Here is a 19,533-nt window from a genome sequence, read left to right on the forward strand (position 1 = left end):
AATGTTCTACGTTCAGCTACCGAGCACCACCCGAATCATCTGCAACATGGCTTCCGGGCTGTACGGTTTGCCAAGCAAGTGCGTGTCAGGGCTTAACTGGTGATTGCGTGAAATGATGTCGCGGGTGTGCCCAGAGGTGAACAGCACGGCCACCGGCGGTGTCTGCACCTTGGCCCAAGCGAACAGGTCGGAGCTTTTGATCAGCCCCGGCATGACCACGTCAGTGAAGATCAGGTCCACCTCGACACCTTCGAGGAGCATTTGCATGGCCGCATCGCCATGACCGGCGGTCAGCACGCGATAACCCTCCTCGCGCAACAATTCGACCGCCGAAGCGCGCACGGCGTCATTGTCCTCGACCACCAGAATCGTTTCGTGGCCGCCGCTCTGCTGCCTTTGCAGGCTGGGCGCCTCATCAAGGATCGGCCGCAGACTGCGCGGGAAGTACAACTGCACCCGCGTGCCCTCGCCGAGGGTGCTGGTGATCTCGACATGCCCGCCGCTCTGTTTGACGAAGCCAAACACCATGCTCAAGCCCAGCCCGGTGCCCTGACCGTCAGCCTTGGTGGTGAAGAACGGCTCAAACACTTGCTCGACAATCTCTGGCGGGATGCCGGCGCCGGAGTCACTGACCGCGACGCGGACAAACTCACCGGGAACGATGCCTTTACCGGCACAGAACTCGCGTTCGAGCCGCACGTTAGCAGCGCTGAGCGCAATGGTGCCCTCGCCCTTCATCGCATCGCGAGCATTGATCGCCAGGTTGAGAATGGCGTTTTCCAACTGGTTGCGGTCGACGTTGATGTGCCACGGCTTTTGCGGCAGTTGCACGTCGATCTGAATGGTTTCACCCAGCGCTCGCTGCAGCAATTCGCCGACACCTTCGAAAATCTGCTGCGGGTTGCACACCGCCGGCGACAAAGGCTGGCGCCGGGCGAACGCAAGCAATTGCGAGGACAGCTTGGCGCCGCGTTCGACCGCTGCCAGCGAGGCGCTGACGCGGCGCTGCACGTTGGCATTGTTCGGTTCATGGCGCGCGAGCAGATGCAGATTGCCGGCGATCACTTGCAACAGATTATTGAAATCGTGGGCGACGCCGCCGGTCAGACCACCAATCGCTTCGAGCTTCTGTGACTGGCGCAACTGCTCTTCAGCCGCCAGCCGCGCCTCGACTTCTTCGCCTACGCGCTGTTCGAGGTTGCGGGTAAATTTGAGCAGGGATTCTTCGGCAATCTTGCGTTCATGAATGTCGATCAGGACGCCGGGGAAGCGCAACGGCGCACCGTGTTCGTCGAACTCACAGGCGCCACTGGCCAACACCCAGGAATAACTGCCGTCACTGCGCCGCACGCGATATTCGGCGTTATACGGTTCACCGGTCTGCACGGAATGGACGACCCGCTCCTGCACCCAGGCGGCGTCATCGGGATGAATGCGCGACTCGGCGATGTCCTGCGGGAGGTCGCTAAGATCCTGATCCGGCGGATAGGAGAACGTGCGGGCGAATCGCTCGTCTGCCGACAACGTGTTGTTTTTCACGTCCCAGACAAACGAGCCGAGCAAGGCCCCGGCATTCAACGCCAGACGCACCCGCTCGTTGTCGGCGCGGTAAGCACTTTCGGCTTCCTGCCGCCGGCGTTCGGAGTGCATGAACTCGGTGGTTTCCACCACCATCGCCATCACTCCGGCCGGCTTGCCGTCATCATTGGCCACCGGGCTGTAATACAGGTCCATCCAGACGTCTTCGGGGACGCCATCGCGCAACAGCACCAACTCTTTATTGCGAAACGACAAGGTGCCGCCGGCCAGGCAGGTATCGACCACATTCCGGTTGAAATCGGCGACTTCCGGCCAGCCCAGCTCCACCGGCGCACCGAGTAGATACGGGTGCCGACCACCGGCAAATTTCGAATAGGCATCGTTGTAGATCATGTACCCGGCATAGCCCCAGAGCATGACCATCGGCAGCGGCGACGCCAGCATCAGTTGCACCGCGCTGCACAGGCTGGCCGGCCAGCTGTTCAGCGGACCGAGTTCAGTATGGCTCCAGTCGAACGCACTGATGCGCCCGGCCATTTCGCCTTTCCAGCCGTCACAACCATGGCTATCGGATAAAAACTGCATCGACTGACTCAGTGTCCTGTGGTGATTGCCCGATAAATCGCGACGCCATAACGACGCGACGCCCGTCTGTTTCGAGCGCCTCCAGTCGCATTGGTTTCATATGATATATAGCCGATTTCATCCCCTCCCGGAACCTAAACCCCGATCAGGTGCTTGAGCGGATGGTAGCCGGTTTTCATTTTGGCGGCGGCGTCGAGAATGGCCTTCTCGATGCCGTTCAGATGCGTGCAGGTCAGCTCGATGGCGGCGCTCTGATTGCCGGCCTCGATGTATTCGATCAGGCGCAGGTGTTCGTTGTCGCGGCAGACTTCATGGCTGTCGTCGTCCAGCGCTGCAGCGTACAGCGAAGCGCGGGAGATCAGTTTCTGGAACCAGTCGAGCAGCACCGGGTTATTCAGGCTGCACGCCAGTTTGATGTGGAACTCACCGAGCAGATGGATCAGCCGTTCGTGATCTCCCGCCGCGTGGGCTTCATCTTCCAGCAGCAGGTGTTCGCGCAAATCCTGCATCGCCGCGCTGTCCTTGCGCCGGCACAGTTCGGTAACGATGCCGATCTCGATCAGCCGGCGGGTTTCAAACAGCGAGCGGAGCTCTTCATTGCTCGGCAGCGACACCGATGCCCCTTTATTCGGCTCGGTGGTGACCAGTCCATCGGCCTCCAATTGCTTCAATGCCGCGCGCACCGACGTGCGGCTGACATTGAATAATTCGGCTAGCGAGGCCTCACCCAGTTTCATCCCCGGGCGCAACGAACGCTTGCTGATCGCCTCGTAAACCCCTTGGTAGACGCGGTCGACCGTGGTTTCCGGTTTCTTTTCGGTCATTTGGGCACTCCTTTAACGTCGAGCAACTGAGTGCCACGCAGGATATAGCCTTCGGCTTCGAGATGCAGGGTCTTGATTGCACGTTGAGTGCGGATCACCCATCGAGGCGGCGTCGCGCTACCTGCCTGCTCGTTGCAAGCAGGACACATGTGCCGGGAGGGGGCGGTGAGCAGGCTCACGCGTACATTTGATCTTTCCCACGCAGTGCGTGGGAAAGATCTTACCGGGTTCAGTCAGTGCCGTACTTCGGCGAGCGCGGGCCGTATAGCAGGCCTGCCCGGTGTCCGGCCGAGAGCAGACGATTGCTCGCCACACCGGCAATCGGGTAGCCGGCATCGGTGGAGCTGTTGATGATCTGCTTCACTGCCGCCGAGATCAGCATGCCGACGATACCGCCGGCATTGCTATTGCCGCCCTCTTCGCTCGACGCCCGGGCCGAACCGGTCCACAGCGTCGTGCCACTTTTCAGGTCGACCAGTTTCGCCGTCGCGGTCACTGCCGTTTCGCTGCTGATCACCATGTAGCGCGTACCGTATTCGGTCACGGTGATGTACAGCGCAGCGTCCGCACCGAAGATTTCCTTAAGTTTGCCTGGCGGTGCCTGATGGATATCGTCCGGGGTGCTCAGACCATTCTGGCGGAACGTCTCATCAACCAGCGCAATCGGCAGCACGTAGTAACCGGCTTCGGCCAGTGGGAAGGTCACCTGCGACAACAGGCTGTAGGACGCCTTCACATCCGGCGAAGTGTTCAGCGGAGGCAGCACCAGAATGGTTTTCGGCCGCGCCTGTTTGTAGGCCGAGTAATCCACGGTCTTGGGCGCAACGCAGCCACCCAGCACGGTCAGGGCCAGACCGGCGGCCAGCAGTTTCAAGGTGCGCGCGATCATTTCGCGTCTCCGGTCTTGGCGTTTTTGAGCAGGAAATCCATGTACGTCCCAGACTCGGGGAACAGGGTTTTCTCGGTTTTGAACTGCTGCACCATCTGGTCGTCCTTGCCCATGCTCAGATAGAGCAGGCCAAGGTGCGCGTGGTAACCCGGCGGTACAGCCTTGCCGGTGGAGCGGATTTTCTGCAGGTCACGTTCCAGCGCTTCGGCCTGGGCTTCTTTCGGCTCTTCGCCTTTGAAGTATTCGTAGACCTGGGGCTCGTAACCTTCCCACTGGTACAGGGTTTGCGGGCCGGAGGCACAACCGGCCAACAAGGCGCTGGCGGCCAGCGTCAGCGCCATCAGCGCGCGCGACAAAGTCAGATTCATGGGTGTTGCTCCTTGCAATGGGCGTCGATCAGTTGCCCGGTTTCCAGGCACCGGCGTTCATGCCATCGACCAGACGATTGATCGCCTCGCGCATGGCCAGATCCAGTACTTTGCCGTTGAGGGTGGAGTCGTAGGCAGCGGTGCCGCCGAAACCGATGATTTCGCGGTTGGACAAGGCGTATTCGCCGGCGCCCTGGGTCGAATAGACCACTTCGGAGGTACTGATATTGACGATATTCAGGTTGACCTTGGCGTAGGCCACCTGAGTCTTGCCACGGCCGAGGATGCCGAACAGCTGGTGATCGCCGGTCTCTTTGCGGCCGAACTCGGTGACGTCGCCGGTCACCACGTAATCAGCACCTTTCAGACGCTGAGCCTGGCCCTTGATCGCCGCTTCCTGCTGGATTTCACCCATGTTGTCGCGATCCAGCACGCTGAAGCGGTTGGTCTGCTGCAAATGGGTGATCAGGATGGTCTTGGCCTGACCGCCGAGACGATCGACGCCGTCGGAGAAAATCCCGCGCATATAGCTGGAACGGTTGTCGAACTTGCCCACGGCCATTGGCACGCGAACGCCGGTCCAGACCTGGGAGGCGCTTTCAACCTTGGCCACCGGCAAGGCGCGCGAGCTTTCGGTCGCGCAACCTGAGAGTGTGCCAGCCATCGTGCCAAGCACAGCAATCGCGACGCCTGAGACCAGCATCCGGGAGATCATTCTCACTGAGTATTCCTTTGAAAAACGGGGATGTCCCGGCACGACAATGCGCAGCGGGAGCTGAAAAGGGGCGGCATTATGACAAAGTGCCATCATTCGTGACAGGTTTTTTTGACGCCAGTGAATTGGCTGTTCCGGACTTGATCGTTCCCACGCTCTGCGTGGGAATGCAGCCACGGACGCTCCGCGTCCGCTGTGACGCGGAGCGTCACGGGAGGCGTTACCACGCAGAGCGTGGGAACGATCAGATCAGGGCGCGCTAATGGAAATCGCGGCTCTGCACGCGGATGCCATTGAGCAGCGAGCTGAGGTCGCTCAGGCGGCCGGCGATCAGGTGGCGCACTTCGCCTTCGCGCTCCCAGCGGCCGTCGACTTTCAGCAGTTGCGAGCCCACCAGCACTTGCCGTTGACGCTCGGCCAGATCCCGCCAGACCACCACGTTGACGTTGCCGAACTCATCTTCCAGCGTCACAAAGGTCACGCCACTGGCGGTGCCCGGTCGTTGCCGTCCCGTCACCAGCCCGGCAATGCTCACCGGTCGACCATGTTCGACTTCAAGCAACTCCTGCGAACTGCGGCAGCGCCGGGCTTTGAGTTCGCCGCGCAACAGTGCCAGCGGATGCGGCCCCAACGTGGTGCCGACGGTGCTGTAATCGGCGTGCAGATCCTCGCCAACGCTGGGTTTGGGTAGTACCACCTCCGGCTCCTCCTGACTCGGCAACCCGGCAAACAGGCCCAGCTGTTTCTGCACCCCGGCGACTTCCCAGCGCGCCCGATGCCGATGTCCGGCCAGGCCACGCAACGCCCCGGAATCGGCGAGCAACGCCTGCGCCCGACTGTCGAGCGCCGCCCGCTCGCCCAGGTCGGCGACATCGGCAAATGCCCCGCGCGCGCGCGCCGCTTCGATGCGCCGGGCATCGTCCTCGCGAAAACCCTTGATCATCCGCAGGCCCATGCGAATCGCCGGTTGCGCCGTCGTGGTGGTTTCCAGGCTGCAATCCCAGTCACTGGCGCGCACGTCGACCGGGCGGATCTGCAACTGATGGCGGCGCGCATCCTGGAGAATCTGGTCCGGGCTGTAGAAACCCATTGGCCAGCTATTGATCAACGCGCAGGCGAACGCCGCCGGTTCGTGGCACTTGAGCCAGCAACTGGCGTAAGTCAGCAAGGCAAAACTGGCGGCGTGGGACTCGGGAAAACCGTAGCTGCCGAAGCCTTTGATCTGTTCGAAAATCTGCGCGGCGAACTCCGGCGTGTAGCCGTTCTTCTTCATGCCGGCGGCGAGGCGTTCCTTGTGCGGTTCCAGTCCGCCGTGGCGTTTCCACGCAGCCATCGAGCGACGCAACTGATCAGCCTCGCCGGGGCTGTAATCGGCGGCGACGATGGCGATCTGCATCACCTGTTCCTGAAACAGCGGCACGCCGAGGGTTCTTTCCAGAACAACCTTGAGCTCTGGTGACGGGTAGGTTTCCTCTTCTTCCTTGTTCCGGCGACGCAGATACGGATGCACCATCCCGCCCTGAATCGGTCCCGGGCGGACGATGGCCACCTCAATCACCAGATCGTAGAACTTCGCCGGTCTCAGGCGCGGCAGCATCGACATCTGCGCCCGCGACTCGATCTGGAACACGCCGATGGTGTCAGCGCGGCTGATCATGTCGTAGGTCGGTTTGTCTTCGGCTGGAATCGTCGCCAGGCTCAGATCCAGATTGCGATGGTGGCGCAGCAGGTCGAAGCAGCGGCGAATCGCGCTGAGCATGCCGAGGGCGAGAATATCCACCTTGAGCAGGCCGACTGCATCGAGGTCATCCTTGTCCCACTGAATGATCGTGCGCTCGGCCATGGCGGCGTTCTCCACCGGCACCAGCGTGTCCAGCGGCTGCTCGGAAATCACAAAGCCGCCGGGATGCTGCGACAGGTGCCGGGGGAAACCGATCAACTGCCCGGTCAGGCTCAGCACTCGGCGCAGCACCGGGCTGTCCGGGTCGAAACCGCCTTCGAGCAAACGCGCGACCGGCGGTGTTTCATCGCTCCAGTGGCCGCAGCAATCAGCCAGTGCGTTGATCTGATCCGGCGGCAGGCCCAAGGCCTTGGCCACGTCGCGCACCGCGCCGGCAGCGTGGTAGGTGCTGACCACCGCCGTCAGCGCCGCACGACCACGGCCGTAACGGCGAAACACGTATTGCAGGACTTCTTCGCGGCGCTCGTGCTCGAAGTCGACGTCGATGTCCGGCGGCTCGTTGCGCTCCTTGGACATGAAGCGTTCGAACAGCAGCGTGGTGCGATCCGGGTCGATTTCGGTGATGCCCAAGGCAAAACACACCGCCGAGTTGGCCGCAGAGCCACGGCCCTGACACAGAATCTTCTGCTGGCGGGCGAAGTGCACCACATCGTGCACGGTGAGAAAGTAGCTTTCGTAACCGAGTTCGGCGATCAGCTTCAGTTCATCGTCGATCTGCTTGAGCACTTTGGCTTGAGGCCCCTGTGGCCAGCGCCAGGCGATGCCCTCTTCGGTCAGATGCCGTAGCCAGGAACTGGCGCTGTGCCCTTCCGGCACCAGTTCTTTCGGATACTGATAACGCAACTCGCCCAGGTCGAAGGTGCAGCGCCGGGCCAGGCTCACCGACTCATCGAGCAAGGCCTGCGGATACAACTCGCGCACGACCTCGACACTGCGTAAATGCCGTTCGCCATTGGGGTGCAAACGTAACCCCGCCTCGGCCACCGGCACGTGATGACGGATCGCAGTCATGGTGTCCTGCAAGGCACGCCGGCCACGGGCGTGCATGTGCACATCGCCGCTGGCCACGGCAGGAATCTGCAACTCGGCGGCCAGCCCCAACATCGCCGCCAACCGCTGCTGATCGTCCTGGCCACGATGCAATTGCACCGCCAGCCACAACCGTTCGCCAAAGGTCTGCTGCAGCCATCGCCCCTCCTCCACGTCATCAAGCGAGTCCGGCACCCACAACACCAGCAACCCCGGCAACGGCTCGGCGAAGTCTTCGCGCAGCACCTGATACTGGCCTTTCTGCGTGCGCCGTCGGGCGCGGGTGATCAGGCCGCACAGCGCTTGATAGCCCGCCAGATTCTCCACCAGCAGCACCAGTTTCGGGCCGTTTTCGATACGCACTTCGCTGCCGATGACCAGCGGCAGCTCCACCGATTTCGCCGCTTGCCAGGCCCGAACGATCCCGGCCAGCGTGCATTCATCGGTGATCGCCAGTGCCTGATAGCCGTGCTTTTTTGCGCGCTGGAACAGTTCCAGCGCACTGGACGCACCGCGTTGAAAACTGAAGTTCGACAGGCAGTGCAATTCGGCATAACCGTCGTTCATGCAAACCAGCCCTGCAGCCACAGCGGACCGCCCTCACCCACCGCCCGATAAGCCCAGCCCTGCTGACCGGCGCGGTTCTGGATCAGGTAATAATCGCGACGCACGTCGTCACCGTCCCACCAGCCGGACTCGATGCGCTCCGGGCCCATGAGAATCCGCGCCGAACCTTCCGCCACGCTTTGTGGCTCGCCGAGCAACCAGCCCGGACGATGCACGTTCGGCAAGCCTGCGCAGCGTTGTTTGTCGACTCCGTGCTGCCACGCGCACTCGGGACGATGATCGGCCTGAAAACGCACCCCCTGCACCGCGTCATCGCCCAAGCGCGCACGCAGGCGTTCGCGCAACTGCTCCCACGGCAGGGTCTGCTGCGGACGGTCGTCGAACAGTTCCTGAAACTGCGGCACGAAACTCGGCAGGTCCTCGGCGCGCAGACGAAAGCCGCGCACGGGCGCCTCGACTTGCACTTGTTCCAGTCGGCCACGGGCCAGTTCGAAGAGCATCGCCGGATCACGTTCGGCGCTGAGCAGGCCGACCTTGATGATGCTGTCCGGCAGCCCGGCGTGTTCCAGGTGCAGATCGAAACGCTGCACGCCGCTGTCACGCCCGCAGAGGAACGCCGACAGATCGCCGGTCAAACGGCGTAACGGGAACAACAGTGCCTGATGGGACTGCACGTCAAAGTTGAGTTCGATGCGTACGTCGAAACGATCCGGCGGCAGGTAAAACGCCAGCGCCAATGGCCGCGCGCCGAACAGCGTGTCGAGATGCTTGAGCATCTGCGCTTCGAACCGTCGTGCCAGTGCCTGACGCGGCAGGCTCTGCACCTGACTGAGATTGCGCAGGCCCATGCGCGACAACGCCGTGGCCACCGCTGGCTCCAGACCGACACGGTCGACCGGCAACTGACCGAGGTGATGCTGCAAGGCCTCGCCGTCCGGCACCACCAAGCCGTCATAGGCGTTGGCCAGCACCCGCGCCGCCACGGGATTCGGTGCCGCGACGATGCGATGGCGGAAACCCAGATCAGTCAGTTCCCGGCGCAGTCGTGCTTCGAACTGCGCCCACGAACCGAACAGACCCAGGCTCGATTCGATCTCGAACACCACGGTGCGCGGGTAATGCACGCTGACCTGCGAGCTGAAACGGTAGGCCCACGCGGCGAGAAACTGCTGCCAATGTTCGACCTCGGCGGCCTCGTAATCAGCCGTGGCAAAGCCTTTGCTCATGGCCTGGGCGGCGGTCATCGACTGGCCTGCGCGCAAACCAAGCTTGCGCGCCGCCGGATTGACCGCTTGCAACACCCGGCGCTGGGCCGGGCCGTTAAGCAGCACCAACGGTTCATCGGGATCGGGCCGCTGACGCAGCACGGCGTCCAGAGCCAATTGCGGAAACAGGATACACACCCAGCGCATGGTGACCTCAGTGCCCCACAGCAAAGGCAATCGGTGCCGTACGCGCCAGCCCGCCACGGCACTTGAGTACGCGCAACTGTGCAGGTCTGGCGTCGATGGCAATGCGTAACGCCGCCGGTGACGGGTTGATCGCTTCGCTCAACGACCGCCAGGCAAACGCCAGGGTCTGACCGGTTTCCGCCGCCACCTGCAAACGGCGCAACGCGCGATCATCAGCCTTGTGCGGCCAGCACAGCACCGCGCCGCAACTGCCCGAACGTAAACATTGTTCCGCCGCCCACAAGGCATCGCGCTCGGTGGCCTGGATCACCGACAACTGGCGCAGATCGACCCCGGCGCTTGCCCACGCCTGCGGGTACGGCACGAACGGCGGCGCCACCAGCACGATGCGCTCGCCCGCCGCCGACAACCGCGCCAGCGTCGGCCAGACTAGCTGCAGTTCGCCGACACCGGGACCGGCCAGGAGGATTTCGCTCAACGCCGCTTCCGGCCAGCCACCGCTGGGCAGTGCCGCGTCCAGCGCGGCGTGGCCGGTCGGCTGCGGGCTGGCGGCCGGTGGCGCAGGGCGGCCTTTCCAGACCTGGCCGCCATTGAACAGCGTATCCAACGCAACGACGGCGCCCATCAGCCTTGCCTCACCAGACCGCAAAACACCCCTTCGATGGCCAGATCCTGATCGTCACGCACGACAATCGGCTGATACGCCGGGTTGCGCGGCAACAGGCGCACGGCATCGCCCAGCCGTTCGAAGCGTTTGATGGTGACTTCACCGTCGAGGCGCGCTACGACGATCTGGCCGTTGAGCGCCTCGGGATTGCGCTTCACGCCGACCAGATCGCCGTCGAGAATGCCGTCCTCGATCATCGAATCGCCCTGCACCCGCAGCATGTAATCGGGCGTGCGGGAGAACAGCGCCGGGTCGAGCAGCAAGCGGCTATGGATGTCGGCATCGGCGCCAATCGGCGCACCGGCAGCGACGCGGCCGAGCACGGGGATGTCGAGCAATTCCGGGCGTGCCGGCTGCCCGAGCAGGCGAATGCCCCGGGCCTGATGCGGATTGACCTCGATAAACCCGGCTTCGGTGAGCGCAAGCACATGCTTGCGCGCCACGCTGCGCGAGGCAAAACCAAAAGCCTCGCTGATTTCAGCGAGGCTTGGGGGCTGACCGTGTTCGGCGATTCGATCGCGGATAAAAGTCAGAATGGCAGTACGGCGGGGAGTCAGGTTCGTCATGGAGTACATTTGTACTCCTGTAGGATTTTCCTGACAAGCGCCGCAGGTCGGCCCAGGCCGACGCAGGAGTTGCCGAAGGTTCGGCAGCGCCTGCATTGATCTTCAATGGCCACTTGATCAGGGTGAAGTGGCCTGCCGATACTCGCGTGGCGTAAACCCGGTCGACGCCTTGAACTGGCGCGTGAACGCGCTGTGATCGGTGTAGCCGCATTGCAGCGCCACGTCCGTTATCGGCAGGTCGGTGTGCAGCAATCGATGCGCGTGCTCCAGGCGTACTTTCTGGATCATCTGCCGTGGCGTCAGGTGGAATACCCGTTTGCAGTAACGCTCCAGTTGCGCCACGGAAATGCCAGCGATGCGGGTCAGTTCACCGAGGGTCACGCGGCGATTGAAATTCGCGCGAATATGCTCATCGACAGCCGCCAGCCGCTCGAATGCCGGGTGGGTTTCACTGGCCGATTGCAGGTCCACCGAAATCCCCGCCAGACCGATAATCACCCCGTCACGGTTATACAGTGGCTGCTTGTGCGTCAGGCACCACCCCGGTTCGCGGCTGCCGTACAGATGCAGTTCGAGCTGATCCTCCAGCACAAAACCCTCCTCCAGCACCTTGCGATCCTGCTCGGTGTAGCCCGGCCCGAGTTGCGCCGGAAACACCTGCGCGCTGGTCTTGCCCAGTAACGGACGCAAATCCTTCAAGCCACAGCGCTGCACCAGCGTGCGGTTGGCAAGCACGTAACGGGCCTGCACATCCTTGATGAAAATCGCCGCATTGGGGATCACATCAAGCATCGGCAACAACAGCGCCGCGCCGGCCAAGAGTTCCTCCAGTGTCTGCGGACGCTGGCCATTCATGCCTTGAGCCAGGATCGAAAACGCCTGCTGCATCAAAGATTCCCCTCGTAACGTGGACAGACCAAATGCCCGCCATGCGCCGTTCGCCCGCAGATTGCAGCATCGTTCGCGGCGTGTCGAGGGCCATGTTTTATCGGCGTCATTGTGCTGATTTCGTCATCGAAGCCAGCAAAAAACATCAATCGCCGCGAGGTCGATGAGTTCAAAGTCTGGCCGTCCCAGTGACACAACTGCCTATCCAATAACTCACAAGAAGGCGATGCCATGTCAGGCCAAGGCAAGTTCAAAAAACAGCTTTCACTGATCGACCTCACATTTATCGGGCTGGGGGCGATCTTCGGTTCCGGCTGGTTGTTCGCGGCCAGTCATGTGTCCGCCATTGCCGGCCCGGCGGGGATTTTTTCCTGGCTGCTGGGCGGCTTCGCCGTGTTGTTGCTGGGCATCGTTTACTGCGAACTGGGCGCCGCATTACCGCGCGCCGGCGGCGTGGTGCGTTATCCGGTTTACTCCCATGGGCCGCTGCTCGGCTACTTAATGGGTTTCATCACCCTGATTGCGTTTTCCAGTCTGGTCGCCATCGAAGTGGTCGCTTCGCGCCAATACGCAGCGGCGTGGTTTCCCGGCCTGTCCAAAGCTGGCACCGGCGATCCGACGATTCTCGGCTGGCTGGTGCAGTTCGGGCTGTTGTGCGTGTTCTTCCTGCTCAACTACCGCAGCGTGAAGACCTTCGCCAAGGCCAATAATCTGGTCAGCGTGTTCAAGTTCATCGTGCCGCTGCTGGTGATCGGGGTGCTGTTCACCTTCTTCAAACCGGCCAACTTCGAGGTGCAAGGCTTTGCCCCGTTTGGCCTGTCCGGCGTCGAGATGGCCGTGTCGGCGGGTGGCATCATTTTCGCGTATCTGGGCCTGACGCCGATCATCTCGGTGGCCAGTGAAGTGAAGAATCCGCAGCGCACCATTCCCATTGCGTTGATCCTCTCGGTGCTGCTGTCGACACTGATTTACGTGCTGCTGCAAATGGCCTTTCTCGGCAGCATCCCGACGGAAATGCTCGCCAACGGCTGGGCCGGAATCAGCAAGGAATTTGCCCTGCCGTATCGCGACATCGCGCTGGCGCTGGGCGTGGGCTGGCTGGCGTATCTGGTGGTCGCCGATGCGGTGATCTCGCCGAGCGGCTGCGGCAACATCTACATGAACGCGACCCCGCGAGTGATCTATGGCTGGGCGCAGACCGGGACCTTCTTCAAGGTCTTCACCCACATCGATGAAAAGTCCGGCATCCCGCGCCCGGCGCTGTGGCTGACCTTCGCCCTGTCGGTGTTCTGGACCTTGCCGTTCCCGTCGTGGGAGGCGCTGATCAACGTGGTCTCCGCTGCGCTGGTGTTGAGCTACGCCGTGGCGCCGGTGTCGGTGGCTGCGCTGCGCCGCAATGCGCCGGACATGCCACGGCCGTTCCGGGTCAAGTGCATGGGCGTGCTCGGGCCGGTGTCGTTCATCATCGCCGCGCTGATCGTCTACTGGTCGGGCTGGAGCACCGTGTCGTGGCTGCTCGGCCTGCAGATCCTGATGTTCGTGGTCTACCTGCTCTGCGGTCGATTTGTGCCAACCGCTCACCTGAATCTGGCCAGCCAAGTGCGTTCCTCGGCGTGGCTGATCGCCTTCTACGCGGTGACCATCGTGCTGTCGAAACTCGGCACCTTCGGTGGCCTCGGCATCCTTGCCCATCCATTCGACACCCTTGTCGTCGCGGCGTGTGCCACCGGCATTTACTACTGGGGCGCGGCGACCGGTGTACCGGCGCATCTGCTGCGCCTGGAAGAGGACGACGAGGACAGCGAAATCGCTGCCCCCGCCTCGACCGTCTCTGCGCGCCCTGCCGGCGCCTATTGAAATCATCCAACGGGACATGTTCATGAAACGAGTACACGTGATTGATTCCCACACCGGCGGTGAACCGACGCGCCTGGTGATGAAAGGCTTCCCCGAGCTGCCCGGCAACAGCATGGTCGAGAAGCGCGATGCGCTGCGCACTCAACATGATCAATGGCGCCGCGCCTGTCTGCTGGAACCGCGCGGCAACGATGTGCTGGTCGGCGCGTTGTATTGCGAACCGGTCTCGGCGGACGCCACTTGCGGGGTGATCTTCTTCAACAACGCCGGCTACCTCGGCATGTGCGGCCACGGCACCATCGGCCTGATCAACTCGCTGCAGTACCTGGGGCAAATCGAACCGGGCGAGCACAAAATCGACACCCCGGTCGGCCCGGTCAGCGCCACGTTGCATGACGACGGAACCGTCACCCTGGGCAACGTCCCCGCTTATCGCCATCGCAAACAAGTGTCGGTGGATGTGCCGGGGTTCGGCCGCGTATTGGGCGACATCGCCTATGGCGGCAACTGGTTCTTCCTCGTTTCCGAGCACGGCCAGACGCTGACCATGGACAACGTCGAACACCTCACGGCGTACACCTGGGCGATGCTCAAGGCCCTCGAAGACCAAGGCATTTACGGCGAGGACGGCGCGGTGATTGATCACATCGAACTGTTCGCCGATGACGATCAGGCCGACAGCCGCAACTTCGTCATGTGCCCCGGCAAAGCCTACGACCGCTCCCCGTGCGGCACCGGCACCAGCGCCAAACTCGCCTGTCTGGCCGCCGACGACAAGCTGCAACCCGGCGCAACCTGGGTGCAGGCAAGCATCACCGGCAGCCAGTTCGAAGGTCGCTTCGAATGGCAAGGCGAACGCATCCGCCCGTACATCACCGGCCGCGCCTACATGACCGCCGACAGCACCTTGCTGATCGACGAAGCAGACCCGTTCGCGTGGGGCATCTGAACCGCCACGCTGACTTTTCACCTCAATTTGAATGATGTGCCAAGGAGTTAAAACAATGAGCGACAACATCTTCACCGGTTGCATGCCGGCCCTGATGACACCGTGCACCGCCCAGCGCAAACCGGACTTCGACGCGCTGGTGGCCAAAGGTCGCGAGCTGATCGACATCGGCATGAGCGCCGTGGTTTATTGCGGTTCGATGGGCGACTGGCCGCTGCTGACCGAGGCCGAGCGTCAGGAAGGCGTGGCGCGTCTGGTCGCGGCGGGTATTCCGACGATCGTGGGCACTGGCGCGGTGAACTCACGCGAAGCGGTTTCCCACGCGGCCCATGCGGCGAAAGTCGGCGCGCAGGGTTTGATGGTGATTCCCCGCGTGCTGTCTCGCGGCGCTTCGGTCACCGCGCAAAAGGCCCATTTCGCCGCGATTCTGCAAGCCGCGCCAAATTTGCCGGCGGTGATCTACAACAGCCCTTACTACGGCTTTGCCACCCGCGCGGATCTGTTCTTCGAACTGCGCCGCGAGTACCCGAACCTGATCGGCTTCAAGGAATTCGGCGGTGGCGCCGACCTGCGTTACGCCGCCGAAAACATCACCTCCAAGGACGATGACGTGACCCTGATGGTCGGTGTCGACACGCAAGTGGTGCACGGTTTCGTCAACTGCAACGCCACCGGCGCCATCACCGGCATCGGCAACGCCCTGCCCCGCGAGGTGCTGCAACTGGTCGCCCTGAGCAAGCAAGCGGCCAAAGGTGACGCCAAGGCCCGGCGTCAGGCGCGGGAACTGGAATCGGCGCTGGCGGTGCTGTCGTCGTTCGATGAAGGCTGCGACCTGGTGCTGTATTACAAACACCTGATGGTGCTCAACGGCGACAAGGAATACACCCTGCACTTCAACGAAACCGATGCGTTGAGCGACTCGCAGCGGCGGTATGCCGAGAAGCAGTATTCGCTGTTCCGTCACTGGTACGAGAACTGGTCGGCGGAACAGAACTTCGCCTGATCACGTCCCCCTCACCTGCCGCGAAGCCTTGTGATTCGCGGCAGGCCTCCCTCTTTTTATCAGGAAGACACCATGACTTTGACGGGCCACATGCTGATCGGGCAACACATGATTGCCGGCAATCTCAGCGCCATTCGCGGGATCAATCCGGCTACGAATGAAACGCTGGAACCGGCGTACGCCGGTGGAGCGGCCGAGCATGTCGAACAGGCCTGCGCGCTGGCCTGGGCAGCGTTCGATGTTTATCGCGAGACAACCCTGAATGTCCGCGCTGAATTCCTGCAATGCATTACCGAAGAAATCGAAGGCCTCGGAGATGAACTGATCGACCGTGCCCACGCCGAAACCGGCCTGCCGCACGCGCGTCTGCTAGGTGAACGCGGGCGTACTTGCCAACAACTGAGAATGTTCGCTCGCACGGTCCGCGCCGGTGAATGGCTGGATGTGCGTGTCGATAGCGCGCAGCCGCAACGCCAGCCGTTGCCGCGCGCCGATCTGCGTCAACGGCAGATCGCGCTGGGGCCGGTCGCGGTGTTTGGCGCGAGCAATTTCCCCCTGGCGTTCTCCGTGGCCGGCGGTGACACCGCATCGGCGCTGGCCGCCGGTTGCCCAGTGATCGTCAAGGCCCACAGTGCGCATCCCGGCACCAGCGAACTGGTCGGCCGCGCAGTCGCTCGAGCGGTAAAAACCTGTGGTTTGCCGGAAGGCGTGTTCTCGTTGCTGTACGGTTCCGGCCGCGAAGTGGGCATTGCGCTGGTCACGGATCCACGGATTAAAGCAGTGGGTTTCACCGGCTCGCGTAGCGGTGGTCTGGCGCTGATGCAAGCGGCGCAAGCGCGGCCCGAGCCGATTCCGGTGTACGCGGAAATGAGTTCGATCAATCCGGTGCTGCTGTTTCCGGCGGCGCTGGGCAATCGCACGCAGGCGTTGGCTGAAGGGTTTGTGGCTTCGCTAACATTGGGCGCGGGCCAGTTTTGCACCAATCCGGGCTTGGTGATTGCCTTGAAAGGACCCGCGTTGGACAAGTTCATCGCCGCCACCGCCGAGCTGATTCAACGCAGCCCCGCGCAGACGATGCTGACACCCGGCATCTTCAGTGCTTACGAGTCTGCCGTGAATGCGCTGGCCGAAAATGCCAGTGCGAACATCACAGGTGTTGGTTTGAGCGGCAACGGCCCTAATCAATGCCAGGCCCATGTATTCGTGACCGAAGCCGCAGACTTTCTCGCCGATCAGCGCCTGCAAGCCGAAGCGTTCGGTGCGGCGGCGCTGATCGTGCAATGCGGCAGTGAAGCGGAAATTCGCCAGGTGACCGAACATCTGGAGGGCCAATTGACCGCGACACTGCATCTGGATGACCAAGACCTGCAACAGGCGCGTGCATTACTGCCGACGTTGGAGCGCAAGGCCGGCCGGTTGCTGGTCAACGGCTGGCCAACCGGCGTCGAGGTGTGTGACGCGATGGTGCATGGCGGGCCTTTCCCGGCCACCTCCAACGCCCGCACGACTTCGGTCGGTACCGCGGCGATCCTGCGTTTCCTGCGCCCGGTCTGCTATCAGGACTTCCCGGACAGCTTGCTGCCTACTGCACTGAAACAGGCCAATCCGCTGCAATTGCGCCGTCTGCTCGATGGCCAAAGGGAAGCGCAGCACCATGGCGAATAACGGCTCCCACGACATCGCCGTGGTCGGCGCCGGCATCATCGGCGTCGCCTGCGCGCTGCGTCTGGCTCGCCAAGGGTTGCGCGTGGTCGTGATCGATCAGCAGCAACCCGGCCACGGCGCCTCGTTCGGCAACGCCGGGCATCTGGCGACCGAGCAGGTGTTTCCAATTGCCGACGTGTCCATCCTCAAGCGCCTGCCGGCCATGCTGATGGACCCGATGGGGCCGTTGCGTCTGGACTGGAAATACCTGCCGCGCGCCCTGCCATGGTTCACCCGCCTGCTGCTGAATCTGCGCCCGACGCCTTTTCAGAACACCGTGGCGGGTTTGCGCGCGCTCAATGAAAACAGCCTGGACGCCTGGCAGCGCTTGCTCGCCGACATCCAGAGGCCGGACTTGCTGAAGATCGATGGTTCGCTGCTGGTGTTCGAATGCCCCGAATCGCGTCAGGCCATCCAGGCATTACAGGCTCGCCTGCATCAGCAGCAGGTACCGGTCGATTACTGGCAGGCCGGCGCCATCCGCGAAACCGCGCCGCAACTCAGTGAACAGATCCAGGGCGGTTTGTTCTTTCCACGCACCGGGCACTTTATCGATCCCTTCCGCGTGGTGTGCGAACTGGTCGAAGCGGCCAAGGCCAGCGGCGTGAGTTTTGTCCAGCAACAGGTTCAGGGCGGCTACGTGCAGGAGCACGGGGTTACGCTGACCACTGGCAATGGCGGCCTGACTGCAAGCCGCGTCCTGATCGCCTGCGGCGCACATTCAGCAAAACTCACCGCCGCCCTCACCGGCAAAAAAGTCCCACTGGACACCGAGCGCGGCTATCACCTGATGCTGCCGCAGGAACACGACCGACTGCCCTTCCCCGTGACCTCGCTGGAGCGCAAATTCATCATGACGCCAATGTCCGAAGGGTTGCGCCTGGCCGGCACGGTTGAATTCGCCGGACTGGAGAAACCACCCAGCATGGAGCGTGCGTGGCAATTGCACCGGTTGAGTCAGGGTTTGTTTCGCCAGGATCTGAATGCTGAAGCAGCGACGCCGTGGATGGGTTTTCGACCGTCATTGCCCGATTCATTACCGGTGATTGATCAGGTGTGTGGGGGCAAGGTGTTGCTTGCTTTTGGGCATCAGCATCTGGGGCTGACGCAGGCGGCGGTGACGGCGGAGATGGTGGTGCGAATGGCGGGCCTGTCCGCCTTTCCGGCAACGGCATTGCCGAGTGGCGAGCCCTATAGGTTGGCGCGTTTCTGACGGCACTGATCTGCAAGTTCGACGGTGAGCGAGCGTAGCTGCGTTGCCGCCGTTTTTTTTCAACATCAAGAGCGCCCGATAGGAATAGGCAATGCTCGAAGATAAACCGGCATAGGTACCCCCGTTTGCTGATCGCTACCATGGACTCAGACCTGACCCAATGGGAGCTCGACATGACTCACGCTAAAACCCTGTTCATCACCGGCGTCAGCAGCGGTTTCGGCCATGCGCTGGCCAAAGAAGCTATTGCCAACGGCCACCGTGTCATCGGCACTGTGCGCAATGAAACCGACCTGAAAAACTTCCAGGCACTGTCCCCGGACAACGCTTACGGGGTGGTGCTGGACGTCACTGATTTCGAGCGTATCGACAGCGTCGTTGCGCAAGTCGAAGCCACTCACGGTCCCGTCGACGTTTTGGTCAACAACGCCGGATATGGCCACGAAGGCATTTGCGAAGAATCACCGCTGCAAGACATGCGTCGTCAATTCGACGTCAACGTGTTCGGCGCGGTGGCGGTGATCAAAGCGTTTCTGCCCTTCTTTCGCCAGCGTCGTGCGGGGCACATCCTCAATATCACCTCCATGGGTGGCACCATTACCATGCCGGGCATCGCTTACTACTGCGGTAGCAAATTTGCGCTCGAAGGGATCTCCGATACCCTGAGCAAGGAGCTGCAGCCGTTCAACATCTTCGTCACTGCCGTCGCACCGGGTTCGTTCCGCACGGATTGGGCGGGCCGTTCGATGCAACGCACCGCGCGCAGCATTGCCGACTATGACGCCAGTTTCGATCCGATCCGCAAAGCCCGCGAAGAGAAAAGCGGCAAGCAACTCGGCGACCCGCAAAAGGCTGCCCAAGCGATGCTGCAGATCATCGCCAGCCCGACACCACCGGCCCACTTGCTATTGGGCAGTGACGCCTTGCGTCTGGTCCGTGACAAACTGAAAAATGCAGCCAGCGAGATTGACCAATGGGAAGCGCTGAGCCGGTCCACCGATCATTGAGAGAGGATGT

General features: G+C 62.3%; 16 protein-coding genes. 6 read left to right on the forward strand and 10 right to left on the reverse strand.

Features of this window, described 5'->3' with window-relative positions; all coding sequences use genetic code 11:
* Window positions 1-12 precede the first annotated feature (12 nt).
* The 10 genes from CKW26_RS05830 to CKW26_RS05875 all read right to left on the reverse strand — a co-directional run bounded on the left by CKW26_RS05830 (window position 13) and on the right by CKW26_RS05875 (window position 11,790).
* Complete coding sequence (locus CKW26_RS05830; RefSeq protein WP_095047853.1) at window positions 13-2,124, reverse strand: hybrid sensor histidine kinase/response regulator; 2,112 nt, start codon at window positions 2,122-2,124, stop codon at window positions 13-15.
* Window positions 2,125-2,258: 134 nt separating this feature from the next.
* A complete protein-coding gene (locus CKW26_RS05835; protein ID WP_095047854.1) occupies window positions 2,259-2,948 on the reverse strand; it encodes a GntR family transcriptional regulator in 690 nt (229 codons plus the stop codon).
* Between the two features lie 229 nt (window positions 2,949-3,177).
* Window positions 3,178-3,837 (reverse strand): DUF799 domain-containing protein, encoded by a 660-nt coding sequence (locus tag CKW26_RS05840; RefSeq protein ID WP_095047855.1) that lies wholly within the window; start codon window positions 3,835-3,837, stop codon window positions 3,178-3,180.
* The gene (locus tag CKW26_RS05845; RefSeq protein ID WP_093430820.1) at window positions 3,834-4,205 is read right to left on the reverse strand and encodes a DUF4810 domain-containing protein; all 372 of its coding nucleotides are present in this window, start codon (window positions 4,203-4,205) and stop codon (window positions 3,834-3,836) included. The genes CKW26_RS05840 and CKW26_RS05845 overlap by 4 nt, the downstream gene beginning before the upstream one ends.
* Before the next feature lie 28 nt (window positions 4,206-4,233).
* Complete coding sequence (locus CKW26_RS05850) at window positions 4,234-4,920, reverse strand: CsgG/HfaB family protein (RefSeq protein WP_162483052.1); 687 nt, start codon at window positions 4,918-4,920, stop codon at window positions 4,234-4,236.
* A gap of 259 nt (window positions 4,921-5,179) precedes the next feature.
* A complete protein-coding gene (locus tag CKW26_RS05855; RefSeq protein ID WP_218251728.1) occupies window positions 5,180-8,278 on the reverse strand; it encodes an error-prone DNA polymerase in 3,099 nt (1,032 codons plus the stop codon).
* Window positions 8,254-9,669, reverse strand: coding sequence for a DNA polymerase Y family protein (locus tag CKW26_RS05860; RefSeq protein WP_095047857.1), 1,416 nt, complete (start codon window positions 9,667-9,669; stop codon window positions 8,254-8,256). Before CKW26_RS05860 ends, CKW26_RS05855 begins: the two co-directional genes overlap by 25 nt.
* A gap of 7 nt (window positions 9,670-9,676) precedes the next feature.
* Window positions 9,677-10,294, reverse strand: coding sequence for a translesion DNA synthesis-associated protein ImuA (gene imuA / locus CKW26_RS05865; protein ID WP_095047858.1), 618 nt, complete (start codon window positions 10,292-10,294; stop codon window positions 9,677-9,679).
* Window positions 10,294-10,911 (reverse strand): transcriptional repressor LexA, encoded by a 618-nt coding sequence (gene lexA, locus CKW26_RS05870; protein ID WP_093430810.1) that lies wholly within the window; start codon window positions 10,909-10,911, stop codon window positions 10,294-10,296. Before lexA ends, imuA begins: the two co-directional genes overlap by 1 nt.
* 108 nt (window positions 10,912-11,019) lie before the next feature.
* On the reverse strand, window positions 11,020-11,790 hold the full coding sequence (locus tag CKW26_RS05875; protein ID WP_093430807.1) for an AraC family transcriptional regulator: 771 nt from the start codon (window positions 11,788-11,790) through the stop codon (window positions 11,020-11,022).
* A 231-nt stretch (window positions 11,791-12,021) separates the two neighbouring features.
* Between CKW26_RS05875 and CKW26_RS05880 the strand changes: the two genes are divergently transcribed.
* The 6 genes from CKW26_RS05880 (at window position 12,022) to CKW26_RS05905 (ending at window position 19,523) form a co-directional block, all read left to right on the forward strand.
* Window positions 12,022-13,647: an APC family permease gene (locus CKW26_RS05880; protein ID WP_095047859.1), complete on the forward strand. Its 1,626-nt coding sequence runs from the start codon at window positions 12,022-12,024 to the stop codon at window positions 13,645-13,647.
* Window positions 13,648-13,669: 22 nt separating this feature from the next.
* Window positions 13,670-14,596 (forward strand): 4-hydroxyproline epimerase, encoded by a 927-nt coding sequence (locus CKW26_RS05885; RefSeq protein ID WP_095048099.1) that lies wholly within the window; start codon window positions 13,670-13,672, stop codon window positions 14,594-14,596.
* 55 nt (window positions 14,597-14,651) lie between these two features.
* Window positions 14,652-15,599, forward strand: coding sequence for a dihydrodipicolinate synthase family protein (locus CKW26_RS05890; RefSeq protein ID WP_007916052.1), 948 nt, complete (start codon window positions 14,652-14,654; stop codon window positions 15,597-15,599).
* Between the two features lie 72 nt (window positions 15,600-15,671).
* On the forward strand, window positions 15,672-17,264 hold the full coding sequence (locus tag CKW26_RS05895) for an aldehyde dehydrogenase (NADP(+)) (RefSeq protein ID WP_095047860.1): 1,593 nt from the start codon (window positions 15,672-15,674) through the stop codon (window positions 17,262-17,264).
* Window positions 17,254-18,516 (forward strand): FAD-binding oxidoreductase, encoded by a 1,263-nt coding sequence (locus tag CKW26_RS05900; protein ID WP_095047861.1) that lies wholly within the window; start codon window positions 17,254-17,256, stop codon window positions 18,514-18,516. The genes CKW26_RS05895 and CKW26_RS05900 overlap by 11 nt, the downstream gene beginning before the upstream one ends.
* A gap of 173 nt (window positions 18,517-18,689) precedes the next feature.
* Window positions 18,690-19,523 (forward strand): oxidoreductase, encoded by an 834-nt coding sequence (locus CKW26_RS05905; protein ID WP_095047862.1) that lies wholly within the window; start codon window positions 18,690-18,692, stop codon window positions 19,521-19,523.
* Window positions 19,524-19,533: the final 10 nt, after the last annotated feature.

The sequence above is a fragment of the Pseudomonas sp. Irchel s3h9 genome (assembly GCF_900187475.1).
GTDB lineage: Bacteria > Pseudomonadota > Gammaproteobacteria > Pseudomonadales > Pseudomonadaceae > Aquipseudomonas > Aquipseudomonas neuropathica.